Genomic DNA, 13,538 nt, shown 5'->3' with positions numbered 1-13,538 from the left:
GGGGACTGGAGCATATGCAACTGAATTCCACCGAAATCAGCGAACTGATCAAGCAGCGCATTGCTCAGTTCAATGTCGTGAGCGAAGCTCACAATGAAGGTACTATCGTTTCCGTCAGCGACGGCATCATCCGCGTAAACGGCCTGGCCGATGTTATGCAGGGTGAGATGATCGCACTGCCGGGCAACCGCTTCGCTATCGCACTGAACCTGGAGCGCGACTCCGTAGGTGCCGTAGTAATGGGCCCATACGCTGACCTCGCCGAAGGCATGAAGGTTAAGTGTACCGGTCGTATCCTGGAAGTTCCGGTAGGCCGTGGCCTGCTGGGTCGTGTGGTGAACACCCTGGGTGCACCTATCGATGGCAAAGGCGCCATTGATAACGACGGCTTCTCGCCAATCGAAGTGATTGCGCCAGGCGTTATCGACCGTCAGTCGGTCGACCAGCCTGTACAGACTGGTTATAAGTCTGTGGATGCGATGATCCCAATCGGCCGTGGCCAGCGTGAGCTGATCATCGGCGACCGTCAGACCGGTAAAACCGCGATGGCGATCGATGCGATCATCAACCAGCGCGATTCCGGCATCAAGTGCGTGTACGTGGCTATCGGCCAGAAGGCTTCTACCATCGCTAACGTGGTACGTAAGCTGGAAGAACACAACGCGCTGGCTAACACTATCGTGGTTGTGGCTACCGCTTCCGAGTCTGCTGCGCTGCAGTACCTGGCACCGTATGCAGGTTGCGCCATGGGCGAATACTTCCGTGACCGCGGTGAAGACGCGCTGATCGTATATGATGACCTGTCCAAGCAGGCCGTTGCATACCGTCAGGTTTCTCTGCTGCTGCGCCGTCCACCAGGTCGTGAAGCTTTCCCTGGCGACGTGTTCTACCTCCACTCCCGTCTGCTGGAACGTGCTTCCCGCGTGAGCGCCGACTACGTTGAGCGCTTCACTAACGGTGCAGTAAAAGGTAAAACCGGTTCTCTGACCGCGCTGCCGATCATCGAAACTCAGGCTGGCGACGTTTCCGCGTTCGTTCCGACCAACGTAATCTCGATTACCGATGGTCAGATCTTCCTGGAAACTAACCTGTTCAACTCCGGTATTCGTCCGGCAGTTAACCCAGGGATCTCCGTATCCCGTGTGGGTGGCGCTGCGCAGACCAAGATCATCAAGAAACTGTCCGGTGGTATTCGTACCGCGCTGGCGCAGTATCGTGAACTGGCAGCGTTCTCTCAGTTCGCTTCCGATCTGGACGAAGCAACCCGTAAACAGCTGAGCCACGGTCAGAAAGTGACCGAGCTGCTGAAACAGAAACAGTATGCGCCGATGTCCGTAGCGCAGCAGGGTCTGGTGCTGTTTGCCGCCGAGCGTGGCTTCCTGAACGACGTTGAGCTGGCGAAAATCGGCAGCTTCGAAGCAGCGCTTCTGGCTTATGCAGATCGCGACCACAGCGAGCTGATGGCGGAAATCAACCAGGCTGGTAACTACAACAACGATATCGAAGCGAAGCTGAAAGCTCTGCTCGAAACGTTCAAGAAAACCCAGTCCTGGTAATGTCTGGCGGCTTGTCCCTTCCGGGGCAGGCCGCAAGGCTTTGAGGAGAAGCTTATGGCCGGCGCAAAAGAGATACGTAGTAAGATCGGAAGCGTTCAAAATACGCAAAAGATCACCAAAGCGATGGAAATGGTCGCCGCCTCCAAAATGCGTAAATCGCAGGAACGCATGGCGGCCAGCCGTCCTTATGCAGAGACCATGCGCAAAGTGATTGGTCACATTGCGTTAGGCAATCTGGAATACAAGCACCCTTACCTGGAGGAGCGCGACGTTAAGCGCGTCGGCTACCTGGTCGTGTCTACCGACCGCGGGCTTTGTGGTGGTTTGAACATTAACCTGTTCAAAAGAGTGCTGGCTGATATGAAAGGCTGGGCGGATAAAGGCGTCGAGAGCGATCTGGCGATTATCGGCTCTAAAGGTGTTTCATTTTTCGGCGCTGTCGGCGGCAACGTGGTTGCTCAGGTGACGGGCATGGGCGACAAGCCTTCCCTGTCCGATCTGATCGGCCCGGTAAAAGTCATGCTGCAGGCTTACGACGAAGGTCGTATCGACAAGCTCTATGTTGTCAGCAACAAATTTATCAACACCATGTCCCAGTCACCGCAAATCATCCAGCTGCTGCCGTTACCGCCAGCAGATCCGGAAGAAGGCGTAGTGAAGAAGAGTACCTGGGATTATCTGTATGAACCGGATCCGAAAGCGCTGCTGGACACGTTACTGCGTCGCTACGTCGAGTCTCAGGTTTACCAGGGTGTTGTAGAAAACCTGGCCAGCGAGCAGGCCGCGCGTATGGTGGCGATGAAAGCTGCGACCGACAACGGCGGAAACCTGATCAAAGAGCTGCAGTTGGTATACAACAAAGCTCGTCAGGCCAGCATCACCCAGGAACTTACCGAGATTGTCGGTGGAGCCTCCGCGGTTTAACCAGGTTTAATGAATTAGGTAGAGGATTCAAGATGGCTACTGGAAAAATTGTCCAGGTAATCGGCGCCGTTGTTGACGTCGAATTTCCTCAGGACGCAGTACCACAAGTGTACAGCGCGCTTGAGACTAAAAATGGTGATACCCGTCTGGTGCTGGAAGTACAGCAGCAGCTGGGTGGTGGCGTGGTTCGCGCCATCGCAATGGGTTCCTCCGACGGCCTGAAGCGCGGTCTGGAAGTCGCTGACCTTGCGCACCCAATCGAAGTACCGGTAGGTACCGCAACGCTTGGCCGTATCATGAACGTGCTGGGCGAGCCAATCGACATGAAAGGCGACATCGGCGAAGAAGAGCGTTGGGCGATCCACCGTTCTGCACCTTCATACGAAGACCAGTCCAACTCTCAGGAGCTGCTGGAAACCGGTATCAAGGTAATCGACCTGATGTGTCCGTTCGCGAAGGGCGGTAAAGTTGGTCTGTTCGGCGGCGCGGGTGTAGGTAAAACCGTAAACATGATGGAGCTGATCCGTAACATTGCGGCTGAGCACTCAGGTTTCTCCGTTTTTGCCGGTGTGGGCGAGCGTACCCGTGAAGGTAACGACTTCTACCACGAAATGACCGACTCCAACGTTATCGACAAAGTATCTCTGGTCTACGGCCAGATGAACGAGCCACCAGGAAACCGCCTGCGCGTTGCCCTGACTGGCCTGACCATGGCGGAAAAATTCCGTGATGAAGGTCGTGACGTTCTGCTGTTCATCGATAACATCTACCGTTACACCCTGGCCGGTACCGAAGTGTCCGCGCTGCTGGGTCGTATGCCATCAGCGGTAGGCTACCAGCCAACGCTGGCGGAAGAGATGGGCGTTCTGCAGGAACGTATCACCTCAACCAAAACCGGTTCTATCACCTCCGTACAGGCCGTTTACGTGCCTGCGGATGACTTGACTGACCCATCGCCAGCCACCACCTTTGCTCACTTAGACGCAACCGTGGTACTGAGCCGTCAGATCGCGTCTCTGGGTATCTACCCGGCGGTTGATCCACTGGATTCTACCAGCCGTCAGCTGGATCCGCTGGTTGTTGGTCAGGAACACTACGACGTGGCTCGTGGCGTGCAGTCTCTGCTGCAGCGTTACCAGGAACTGAAAGACATCATCGCTATCCTCGGGATGGACGAGCTGTCTGAAGACGACAAGCTGGTTGTTGCTCGCTCTCGTAAGATGCAGCGCTTCCTGTCTCAGCCGTTCTTCGTGGCAGAAGTCTTCACCGGTTCTCCGGGCAAGTATGTGTCGCTGAAAGATACCATCCGTGGCTTTAAAGGCATCATGGACGGTGAATTCGACCATCTGCCAGAGCAGGCTTTCTACATGGTTGGTTCCATCGAAGAAGCCGTGGAAAAAGCGAAGAAACTGTAATAACGGTTTCCCGGGAGGTTAATTATGGCTATGACTTTTCACCTGGACGTGGTCAGTGCAGAACAGCAGATGTTCTCCGGCACTGTGCAGCGTATTCAGGTGTCAGGTAGCGAAGGCGAGCTGGGGATCCATCCTGGCCACGCCCCGCTGCTGACCGCCATTAAACCTGGTATGGTTCGCATCGTTAAAGAACAGGGCGACGAAGAGTATATCTATCTCTCCGGCGGCATGTTGGAAGTACAGCCAGGCGCGGCTACCGTGCTGGCTGATACGGCGATCCGCGGCACCGACCTCGACGAGGCCCGCGCGATGGAAGCGAAACGCAAAGCCGAGGAGCACATGAGTGGCTCTCACGGCGATGTGGACTTTGCTGCCGCGTCGGCTGAACTGGCTAAAGCGATCGCCAAACTGCGCGTGATCGAGTTGACCAAAAAAGCGATGTAATTCAGGTTTAAGCAGAAAGGCCAGACAGGAAACTGCCTGGCCTTTTTTTATTGTCGAAGGGGCGACACAGAGCGCGCTGCAGGAAATCCCGATCGGATAAAACACTATATTTAATGTTGTAATTAAACTGAGCGTTAAACGTTCAGCTACGCCAGAAGAAAAAGCAAAGCGTGCACAACGCCATAACGGTGGCGATGATAGTAAGCGCTGAACAGATAAGGCATTCCGTCTTGCTGCTGCCAGCGTCCGCCATCACAGGTTCCTGCACTGCTTTCTTTTTCTCCGGAATATAGATATAGCCTTTGCCCGGTATCGTTTTAATACAGTTTCTGAGGTTCACCGCAGCTAAATCGCGGCGTATTTTATAAACCAGCTGAGTCAGGTTGGCGTCATCGATAGTCGCAGCCCGGCTTTCCCAGATTGCCGTAATCAAATGGCTTTTTGTCAGCTCTTTTTCCGGGTTGCGAAGGAAATAGCTCAGCAATCGTTTCTCTTTTTCGCTGATGGTTAATGTAATGTTGCCATTGATCAGATGATTTCTCTCCTCTGAGAGATAAATATTGTTACCAAGATAAATTTCTTCGTTCATGACTGTGACCTGTTAAGTGGGGAAACCAGTAATAGATTAAAAAAAACAGCGATGGTAAAAGGCTTTGTATAGCCTCTGCAAATCCTTATTAATGTTTGCTTTAATATTCTTTTTATTTTTTAGCAGATATCGCTCTGCTTAACTGCTTCGCTCTGTTGGTGGCAGGAATATACCAGCAGAAAAGATAAAGACGGGTTGTAATTATTAGCACAAGCATTGCAGAAAGTGCACGCCAGAAGGCGGTAATCCGCGCCGGTCAAGGGTCTGTAGCGGTTTTGCCGCGCGCAATGTTAAGCGAGGTTCTAATTATTGTTTATCCGTCATTGATAAAAGAGAACAGAGTCTTGTTATTCGAAGGTCGTTTATCCGGTCTGGAGTTATTTATCCTGCCTGTCCCCAGACTCACGCACGCAGTCTGGCCGATAGCTGGCTTATTAATGTTATTTCGGGGCGGGCAGGAGTGAGCTGATAATTATTCTTTATTTTTAACTGGTATGCTTTTCCGTATCGGGTAAAAGTTTGTCGGCCAGCTTAATTGATGGCGCTGAGTACACTAACTTTTATCATATAAGGATTTGCAATGAGCAAGTTGATTCAACAAGACATTCTTACAGAACAGTCTTATGCCGCAGATGGATTTAACCCGGTAACGAACACTTCAGAATTTAGTTACACTTCAGGTCGCGTAGCAAAACGTGTATACAACAAATATAACACCGCCAATAAACCTAAAATCTTTGGCTATTACACTGACTGGGCGCATTACGATCAGCGTCAGGTTGATAATAATGGCAACATTCTTAAAGCCAATCGCGGCCGTGGGATTGATATCACTAAGTTAGACCCAACCGCCTACGATAAAATCATTTTTGGTTTTACCGGTATCGTCGGTGATAAAGGCGCTAATAAAGAAAAAATCGATCAGGCTGCGGCCTGGACCGGCAAGAAAGCCAACGAAATGACCATCCTGGATCCGTGGGCCGATTGCCAGTCTTATATCAACTGCGGCTTCAGCGGCTGGAAAGCATTTGGTTTTGGCCCGGGCACCACCTATCCGTCCGATGGCGAAGGCGACTGTTTCTATCAGGATCACCCTAACCTGCAGGGCGTGCTGGGCGCGATGCGTAAATTGCAGATTGATGCAAAAGCTCAGGGTCACGATCTGGCGCTTTCCTTCAGCCTCGGCGGCTGGACGATGAGCGAAGCCTTCCACGAGCTGGCGAAAAGCCAGAGCGCGATTGATACGCTGGTAGCCAGCATTATCTGGTTCTTCGACCGCTTCCCGATGTTTTCTGAAATCGATATCGACTGGGAATATCCAAATGCTGCAGGCGCGGGTAACCCACACGGCCCGGAAGATGGTGAGAACTACGTGGCGCTGATCTCCAGCCTGCGTAAGGCGCTTGATGCTAACAGCATGAAACACGTGAAAATCAGTATCGCGTCTTCCGCTAACGTGGATGTGTTGCAGCATTCTAATATCAAAGGCCTGCTGGAAGTGGGTTTGTACGGCATCAACCTGATGACCTATGACTTCTTCGGTACGCCGTGGGCGGACGGCCTGGCCCATCACGCCAACCTGTATAAAACCAAAAACAGCACCTACAGTCTGGAAGAAGCGGTTGAGTATCTGCTGAACCTGGGTGTGGATCCTGAAGCCATCAACATCGGTTATGCAGGCTATTCACGTAGCGCCAAGGGCGGCAACATTGAATCCTTCTCTCCGCTGAAGGGTTCTTACGATGGTAGCGGTACTACCGTGGGGACTTTTGAGTCCGGCTGTGTTGAATACTATGACATTATCAACAACTACCTGGATCTGGAAAACCAGTCTGGCCGTAACGGTTACAACGTGTATACCGATGACGAAGCCTGCGCAGATTATCTGTACAGCCCGACGTCTAAAGTTTTCCACTCTATCGATACGCCACGTACCGTACGTGAAAAAGCGCGTTATGTGATCGAAAAAGGCCTGGGCGGTCTGTTCACCTGGACTATCGATAACGATAACGGCCTGCTGGTTAACGCCGGTCGTGAAGGTATGGGCTGCCCGATTGTGCAGCAGAATATCGATATGTCCCCTTTCTACTTCAAAGGGATCAATATCAACGGTGAAAACCCGATTGACCCTGTAGACCCAATTGACCCGGTAGACCCGGTAGACCCGGTAGACCCAATCGATCCAGTTGACCCAATTGACCCGGTTGACCCAATCGATCCCGTTGACCCGGAAGATAACACCGCGCCAACTGCTGTTATCACTATGAAAGCGCTGGGCGGCAGCACGCTGGTCTTCTCTGCGGATAAATCCGTTAAAGCCGCCAGCTACAAATGGTCAGGCAGCGGTAACGTGCAGATCGTTTCTCCGCAGGCCAGCGAAACGAAAGTTGCGCTGCCGGCTGTTACCTCTGAAAAGGTGGTAGAGCTGCTGCTGACCGTCACCGCGGCCAATAGCAAAACCGATATGGCCTCTTACAAAGTGGTTATCGTGCCTGCATCCGAAGTTACTCCGGATGAGCCAGTGGTGCCGGATGTGCCTGCTGAATATCCCCTGTGGAGTGCAACCGCAGTCTACGTGGAAGGCAGTAAAGTGACGCATAAAGGCGTTAACTTTATCGGTAAATTCTGGTCACAGGGCTCTGAACCTGGTCTGGAAGAAACTACCGGCCAGTTCGGTAAACCATGGGATTACCTTCGTTAATTTGAAATAAATAATGCTCCTTCGGGAGCATTATTTCCCGTCTGCCAGAGTGAAAAAAATGAATATTTCAGAGAGGGGCATTGATTTTATCAAGGCTCAGGAAAAACTTCGTTTAACCGCAGAGAAGAATGACGCGGGCATCTGGACGCTGGGCTATGGCCATGCGGAAAGCGTCCGTGAAGGCGACAGCGTTACGCCTGAACAGGCGGAGGTGCTGCTTGTCAGCGACCTGAACAAATGCGCCGAACTCTTGCGGCAGAAAGTTGAAGTGCCCGTCACGCAGGATCAGTTTGACGCGCTCTGCTCCATTCTGCACAGCGTCGGCGCCGGGCAGCAGGGCGTAAAAGCTGGCCTGATCGAGCTAAAAAGCGGTCAGCCTTCCACGCTGCTGATGTTTTTAAACCAGGGCTGCTATGCCGCCGCCGCCGAACAGTTCGGCTCGTGGATTTACGCCGGAAATGGCGTGGTTAAAACGTTAATTACTCGCAGGGAACGCGAAAAAAATCTTTTTCTTCGCCATAAATAGCCATGGTCTTTGCCGATCGCTATTTATCTTTCTGAGGTATTACCGTGTTATATAATGATGAAACTATGTTGCTGATGAAGTTTTTAAGTGAACATCATCTTTTGGATGCCATGATAGTTGCCAGCGCCGGAGGAGTGGTTAATTACTTTATCCACGGCGAGCTGATAAAAGAAAATAAAGGGAAACTGAGCTTTTTCCTGAAACACATATTTATTTCAATGTTTACTGGCTTTGTGGTTGGCTTACTCTGTATTGATTTCAACATGACTACGTCCCAAACGCTTTTTTTCTCTGCTATCGCCGGCACCAGCGGCAGCGAAGTCGTGGTCGTGCTGCAGCAAAAAATCTCTGAATGGTTAAAGAGCAAAACCGTTTGATCGACAGCGGTGGAAAGTCATAGACGACTCTATTTTGGTGGTATCATGCTCCGGCTGAGGGACGCATACCGGCTTTTCCCGGCGTGGTGCCCTTGTTCGGCCCGGCGGAAAGTATTTTTGAAGGGTAAAAGAAGTAGTGTTTTTCCCGCAATCCAGCTTTACTTTTCGCCAGGAAAGCGATTTCAACATCAAGCAGGATGTCTATGTCAAACAGCGCGCTGAGCGTGGTGATCCTTGCCGCAGGCAAGGGAACCCGTATGTACTCCGATCTTCCCAAAGTTCTTCATCTTTTGGCCGGTAAGCCAATGGTACAACACGTCATTGACGCCGCGCAGGGCGTGGGCGCTGATAAAGTCCATCTGGTTTACGGACACGGCGGCGAACGCTTACAGTCGACCTTGCAGGATCCCTCGCTGAACTGGGTATTGCAGGCCGAGCAGCTGGGCACCGGTCACGCTATGCAGCAGGCCGCGCCCTGGTTTGCCGATGACGAAGATATCCTGATGCTGTACGGCGACGTGCCGTTGATTTCTACCGAAACGCTACAGCGACTGCGCCAGGCAAAACCGCAGGGCGGCATCGCGCTGCTAACGGTCATCCTTGATAATCCCACCGGCTATGGTCGCATCCTCCGTGAGCAGGGCCAGGTCGTGGGCATCGTAGAGCAGAAAGACGCCACGCCGGAACAGCTGGCGATCCGCGAAATCAATACCGGTATTCTGCTGGCCAACGGCGGCGACCTGAAGCGCTGGCTGAGCAAGCTCACCAATGACAACGCTCAGGGCGAATATTACATCACGGATATTATCGCGCTGGCTCATCAGGAAGGCCGGGTGACGGAAACGACGCAGCCTTTGCACAGTTCGGAAACCGACGGCGTTAACAACCGGCTACAGCTGGCAACGCTGGAACGCGTCTGGCAGGCACAGCAGGCGGAAAAACTGCTGCTGGCGGGCGTGATGCTGAAAGATCCGGCGCGTTTCGACCTGCGGGGCGAGCTTAAACATGGCCGCGACGTAGAAATAGACACCAACGTGATTATCGAAGGTAAGGTGCAGCTCGGTAACCGCGTGAAAATCGGCAGCGGCTGCGTGCTGAAAAACTGCGTGATTGGCGACGACTGCGAAATCAGTCCTTACAGCGTGCTGGAAAACGCCGAGCTGGCGGCAGACTGCACCGTCGGCCCGTTCGCCCGGCTTCGTCCCGGCAGCTCGCTTGCCGCTGGCGCACACGTCGGCAACTTTGTCGAAATGAAAAAGGCGACGCTGGGCAAAGGCTCTAAAGCCGGTCACCTGAGCTACCTGGGCGATGCTTCGATCGGCGCTAACGTCAATATCGGCGCGGGCACCATCACCTGTAATTACGATGGCGTGAACAAATCGCTGACGATCATCGGCGACGATGTCTTTGTCGGCTCCGATACCCAGCTGGTGGCGCCGGTATCGGTAGCGGCGGGCACGACCATCGCCGCAGGCACCACGGTGATGAAAGATATCTCCGCGCCAGGTTTGGCCTACAATCGTAAAGAACAGAATCTGAAAACCGACTGGCAGCGTCCGGCGAAGAAAAAATAATTTTACGGGCGGCGAAGATCGCCCGATTGCAGTAAGGGGTGCATGGCACCCATATAACTCTAATCCCCACTCTCTACAAGGCTCGGGGAACCGGAACATACCGGAACAAACAGGCAGAAGACAAAGTTAATGGCAAACGCCATGACGTCAGGAAAACTACTATGTGTGGAATTGTTGGTGCAGTAGCGCAACGTGATATCGCAGAAATCCTGTTAGAAGGGTTACGCCGCCTGGAATATCGGGGCTATGACTCCGCGGGTCTGGCCGTCGTTACCGCCGAAGGGCAGATCACGCGCCTTCGTCGTTTAGGCAAGGTGCAAAAACTGGCGGAAGCGGCGGAAACCACGCCGCTGGCTGGCGGCACCGGTATCGCGCACACGCGCTGGGCAACCCACGGCGAGCCGTCGGAGGCCAATGCGCATCCTCATATCTCAGAACATATCGTTATCGTGCATAACGGCATTATCGAAAACCACGAGCCGCTGCGTGAGCGGTTAAAAGAGCTGGGCTATCGCTTTGCGTCCGAAACGGATACGGAAGTGGTCGCGCACCTGGTGCACTGGGAGCAGAAGCAGAGCGGCGGCACGCTGCGTGAAGTGGTACAGCGCGTGATCCCGCAGCTGCGCGGCGCTTACGGCATGGTCATTATGGACAGCCGCGATCCGTCCGTGCTGGTGGCCGCCCGTTCCGGCAGCCCGCTGGTGATTGGCCGTGGCGTGGGTGAAAACTTTATCGCTTCCGATCAGCTGGCGCTGCTGCCGGTGACGCGTCGCTTTATGTACCTGGAAGAAGGCGATATCGCAGAGGTTAGCCGTCGCGACGTGGTTATCTTCGATCGCCTGGGCGAGCGCGTGGAGCGTGCCGAAATCGAATCCAACGTGCAGTACGACGCGGGCGACAAAGGCCTGTATCGTCACTATATGCAGAAAGAGATTTACGAACAGCCGATGGCGATCAAAAACACCCTGACCGGGCGTTTCAGCCATGGCGAAGTGGATCTCTCCGAGCTGGGGCCAAACGCCAACGCGCTGCTGGCGCAGGTTGAGCATATTCAAATCGTGGCCTGCGGCACCTCGTACAACTCCGGCATGGTGTCCCGCTACTGGTTTGAAGCGCTGGCTAACGTGCCGTGCGACGTGGAGATCGCTTCTGAATTCCGCTATCGCAAATCGGCGGTGCGCAAAAACAGCCTGATGATCACGCTGTCGCAGTCCGGTGAAACGGCGGACACGCTGGCGGCGCTGCGCCTGTCGAAAGAGCTGGGCTATCTCGGCTCGCTGGCGATCTGCAACGTGGCCGGCTCTTCGCTGGTACGCGAATCCGATCTGGCGCTGATGACCAAAGCCGGGACGGAAATCGGCGTGGCCTCGACCAAAGCCTTCACCACGCAGCTGACCGTGCTGCTGATGCTGGTGGCAAAAATCGGCCGCCTGAAGGGTATGGACGCGCAGATCGAGCACGATATCGTGCACGGTTTGCAGGCGCTGCCGAGCCGTATCGAACAGATGCTGTCGCAGGACAAGCAGATTGAAGCGCTGGCGGAAGAGTTCTCTGATAAGCATCACGCGCTGTTCCTGGGCCGTGGCGATCAGTATCCAATAGCGATGGAAGGCGCGCTGAAGCTGAAGGAGATCTCCTATATCCACGCCGAAGCCTATGCGGCGGGCGAGCTGAAGCACGGGCCGCTGGCGCTGATCGATGCCGATATGCCGGTGATTGTGGTGGCGCCAAACAACGAGCTGCTGGAAAAACTGAAGTCGAACATCGAAGAGGTGCGCGCGCGCGGCGGCCTGCTGTACGTGTTCGCCGATCGGGATGCGGGTTTTGCCGACAGCGAAGGGATGCGTATTATCCCGCTGCCGCACGTGGAAGAGATTATCGCGCCAATCTTCTACACCGTGCCGCTACAGCTGCTCTCTTACCACGTCGCGCTGATTAAAGGCACCGACGTTGACCAGCCGCGCAATCTGGCGAAATCGGTCACGGTGGAGTAACCGACTACCGCGCCGATCCTGCAGAGGATCGGCGCGGTATCTTTTGCTCTAACGCCTGGAAGTTATCAGGGGGATTCAAGCCGGTAGAAAGAATTGTTTTGTCGCTGCTTCTCTGCGAAAGACGCAATCCTAATCGGAACCGACTTTTATAATGTCGCCATTCTGGCCTAAGCGATAATTATCGCCATCGTATGCTGTGAAAGTCGTACCAAAATTCCTGCTTTTATCCACGGAAAAAACAGCATCCTTTTCGATGCAATTTATTCTTATTTTCATATCATCAAAACAAAGCCTGTCATATTTTCCTTCTTCTTTATAACCCACACCGAAATTCCAAAAAATAACAGTAAAATAGCCAGAGGATGAGGGGTTAGGAATGTTATACTTTTCTTTCAGTGTATCTTTATTTTTTAGCCACCAGTTTATTTTCCCCATATCGGTCTGCGGGAAATTCCTGACTAAAACATAGCTATGATTACCATTATCATGAACTGCGATAACTTCCACCGGACGCAGTGATAGCCAAAGCCAGTAACCAGGCAATACGCAGACAGCCAGAGCGAGCAAGGCAATAAGACTCCTTTTCTTTACTCTCATTTGCGATCTCCAGTAATTTCTATGACGGCTTCCATGTTGGTCATAAAAGGCTTAAAACCAAACTGGTTGTATCGCTGCAACACAAACCAGATACGAAAGAAGCGGAACAGGTTGAAGCTGAATTTTGATATATCGTCAACATCCAGGCCAAAGTGATCCTGGATTCTGTAATGCACCACCGCCCGATAACTACCATCATCAACCTGTAGCGATTTGATAGTGATGTGTGTTGCCCAGGTGTCGTGGACAGTTATGCCCATACCATTAAAACTATCCTGAATGCGGTCGAATTTGGGGAGTTTTCCTTCAAGAATAGCTTTTCGCAACTCCTCTTTATCTTTTGCCGGATAACATTTATTTTTCCAGTCAATATATTTTTCAATAGCCTCACCTAACCGTAAGCGAGTGCTGTTTGGTGTGTTATCGGACAAAATATGCTCCTTCAGCGCCCTGTTCAGGCTCACACTGCTGAAAGGTGAACCTTTGCCGTGTTGCATGTGGGTAATCATCTCTTCGGCCAAATGGCGGTAAGGCCCATATACCGAGAACAAGGGGGAACGCTCCCGAAACTCATCAAACAGGATCGCCGCGCACTGCTGGCGGGTAATTTTCTCGCCAGCTCCACGGGAGCCGTAAAACATAGACTGTGGCTGATTAAACGGGGTGATTTTCGTCAGGGTATAAGGATTGGCTTTGGCAGACACATCTACCAGCCCGTAATAGGATTTTAACCGTGCTTCGGTCAGATCGCCGCAGCGCATATCACTGGCGCTGTAATCGTCCATCCGCTTTTGGGTTTTGAATAGAGTGCAGGGGAATTGCAGTCCGGCCATCGTGGCAC

At 53.0% G+C, this 13,538-nt stretch carries 12 protein-coding genes; 9 read left to right on the top strand and 3 right to left on the bottom strand.

The window, feature by feature from the left end:
* Positions 1-14: 14 nt before the first annotated feature.
* The 4 genes from atpA to QCD69_RS07630 are packed head-to-tail and all read left to right on the top strand — an operon-like array spanning position 15 to position 4,339.
* The gene (atpA, locus tag QCD69_RS07645; RefSeq protein ID WP_125289174.1) at positions 15-1,556 is read left to right on the top strand and encodes a F0F1 ATP synthase subunit alpha; all 1,542 of its coding nucleotides are present in this window, start codon (positions 15-17) and stop codon (positions 1,554-1,556) included.
* Positions 1,557-1,610: 54 nt separating this feature from the next.
* The gene (atpG, locus tag QCD69_RS07640; protein WP_253456849.1) at positions 1,611-2,480 is read left to right on the top strand and encodes a F0F1 ATP synthase subunit gamma; all 870 of its coding nucleotides are present in this window, start codon (positions 1,611-1,613) and stop codon (positions 2,478-2,480) included.
* Positions 2,481-2,512: 32 nt separating this feature from the next.
* A complete protein-coding gene (gene atpD, locus QCD69_RS07635) occupies positions 2,513-3,895 on the top strand; it encodes a F0F1 ATP synthase subunit beta (RefSeq protein WP_253456846.1) in 1,383 nt (460 codons plus the stop codon).
* 24 nt (positions 3,896-3,919) lie between these two features.
* Entirely contained in the window at positions 3,920-4,339 is a 420-nt protein-coding gene (locus tag QCD69_RS07630) for a F0F1 ATP synthase subunit epsilon (protein ID WP_125289177.1), read from the top strand.
* Positions 4,340-4,481: 142 nt separating this feature from the next.
* On the opposite strand, the gene QCD69_RS07625 is transcribed toward QCD69_RS07630, so the two are convergent.
* On the bottom strand, positions 4,482-4,928 hold the full coding sequence (locus QCD69_RS07625) for a winged helix-turn-helix domain-containing protein (protein ID WP_253456843.1): 447 nt from the start codon (positions 4,926-4,928) through the stop codon (positions 4,482-4,484).
* A gap of 580 nt (positions 4,929-5,508) precedes the next feature.
* Between QCD69_RS07625 and QCD69_RS07620 the strand changes: the two genes are divergently transcribed.
* From QCD69_RS07620 to glmS, 5 genes are all read left to right on the top strand, one after another.
* A complete protein-coding gene (locus tag QCD69_RS07620; RefSeq protein WP_301251595.1) occupies positions 5,509-7,629 on the top strand; it encodes a glycosyl hydrolase family 18 protein in 2,121 nt (706 codons plus the stop codon).
* Between the two features lie 58 nt (positions 7,630-7,687).
* Positions 7,688-8,155 (top strand): lysozyme, encoded by a 468-nt coding sequence (locus tag QCD69_RS07615; protein ID WP_253456837.1) that lies wholly within the window; start codon positions 7,688-7,690, stop codon positions 8,153-8,155.
* 65 nt (positions 8,156-8,220) lie between these two features.
* On the top strand, positions 8,221-8,532 hold the full coding sequence (locus tag QCD69_RS07610) for a phage holin family protein (RefSeq protein WP_301251592.1): 312 nt from the start codon (positions 8,221-8,223) through the stop codon (positions 8,530-8,532).
* A 203-nt stretch (positions 8,533-8,735) separates the two neighbouring features.
* Positions 8,736-10,106 carry a bifunctional UDP-N-acetylglucosamine diphosphorylase/glucosamine-1-phosphate N-acetyltransferase GlmU gene (gene glmU, locus QCD69_RS07605; protein ID WP_253456832.1) on the top strand — a complete coding sequence of 457 codons (1,371 nt, stop codon included), beginning with the start codon at positions 8,736-8,738 and terminating at the stop codon, positions 10,104-10,106.
* 161 nt (positions 10,107-10,267) lie between these two features.
* Positions 10,268-12,100: a glutamine--fructose-6-phosphate transaminase (isomerizing) gene (gene glmS / locus QCD69_RS07600; protein WP_253456829.1), complete on the top strand. Its 1,833-nt coding sequence runs from the start codon at positions 10,268-10,270 to the stop codon at positions 12,098-12,100.
* A 129-nt stretch (positions 12,101-12,229) separates the two neighbouring features.
* On the opposite strand, the gene QCD69_RS07595 is transcribed toward glmS, so the two are convergent.
* Entirely contained in the window at positions 12,230-12,697 is a 468-nt protein-coding gene (locus QCD69_RS07595; RefSeq protein ID WP_301251591.1) for a DUF943 family protein, read from the bottom strand.
* Entirely contained in the window at positions 12,694-13,530 is an 837-nt protein-coding gene (locus QCD69_RS07590; protein ID WP_253456823.1) for a YPO3983 family protein, read from the bottom strand. Before QCD69_RS07590 ends, QCD69_RS07595 begins: the two co-directional genes overlap by 4 nt.
* Between the last annotated feature and the right edge of the window lie 8 nt (positions 13,531-13,538).

This window comes from Erwinia sp. PsM31 (assembly GCF_030433775.1).
GTDB classification, from domain to species: Bacteria; Pseudomonadota; Gammaproteobacteria; order Enterobacterales; family Enterobacteriaceae; genus Erwinia; species Erwinia aeris.
The sequence above is the reverse complement of the archived record's forward strand: the minus strand, read 5'-3'. Positions and strand labels throughout refer to the sequence as shown.

Coding starts and splice junctions, on each gene's coding strand:
- atpG (WP_253456849.1), top strand. CDS start 1,611: ATGGCCGGCGCAAAAGAGATACGTAGTAAGATCGGAAGCGTTCAAAAT.
- QCD69_RS07630 (WP_125289177.1), top strand. CDS start 3,920: ATGGCTATGACTTTTCACCTGGACGTGGTCAGTGCAGAACAGCAGATG.
- atpA (WP_125289174.1), top strand. CDS start 15: ATGCAACTGAATTCCACCGAAATCAGCGAACTGATCAAGCAGCGCATT.
- QCD69_RS07610 (WP_301251592.1), top strand. CDS start 8,221: ATGTTGCTGATGAAGTTTTTAAGTGAACATCATCTTTTGGATGCCATG.
- QCD69_RS07595 (WP_301251591.1), bottom strand. CDS start 12,697: ATGAGAGTAAAGAAAAGGAGTCTTATTGCCTTGCTCGCTCTGGCTGTC.
- glmS (WP_253456829.1), top strand. CDS start 10,268: ATGTGTGGAATTGTTGGTGCAGTAGCGCAACGTGATATCGCAGAAATC.
- QCD69_RS07615 (WP_253456837.1), top strand. CDS start 7,688: ATGAATATTTCAGAGAGGGGCATTGATTTTATCAAGGCTCAGGAAAAA.
- glmU (WP_253456832.1), top strand. CDS start 8,736: ATGTCAAACAGCGCGCTGAGCGTGGTGATCCTTGCCGCAGGCAAGGGA.
- QCD69_RS07620 (WP_301251595.1), top strand. CDS start 5,509: ATGAGCAAGTTGATTCAACAAGACATTCTTACAGAACAGTCTTATGCC.
- QCD69_RS07590 (WP_253456823.1), bottom strand. CDS start 13,530: ATGGCCGGACTGCAATTCCCCTGCACTCTATTCAAAACCCAAAAGCGG.
- atpD (WP_253456846.1), top strand. CDS start 2,513: ATGGCTACTGGAAAAATTGTCCAGGTAATCGGCGCCGTTGTTGACGTC.
- QCD69_RS07625 (WP_253456843.1), bottom strand. CDS start 4,928: ATGAACGAAGAAATTTATCTTGGTAACAATATTTATCTCTCAGAGGAG.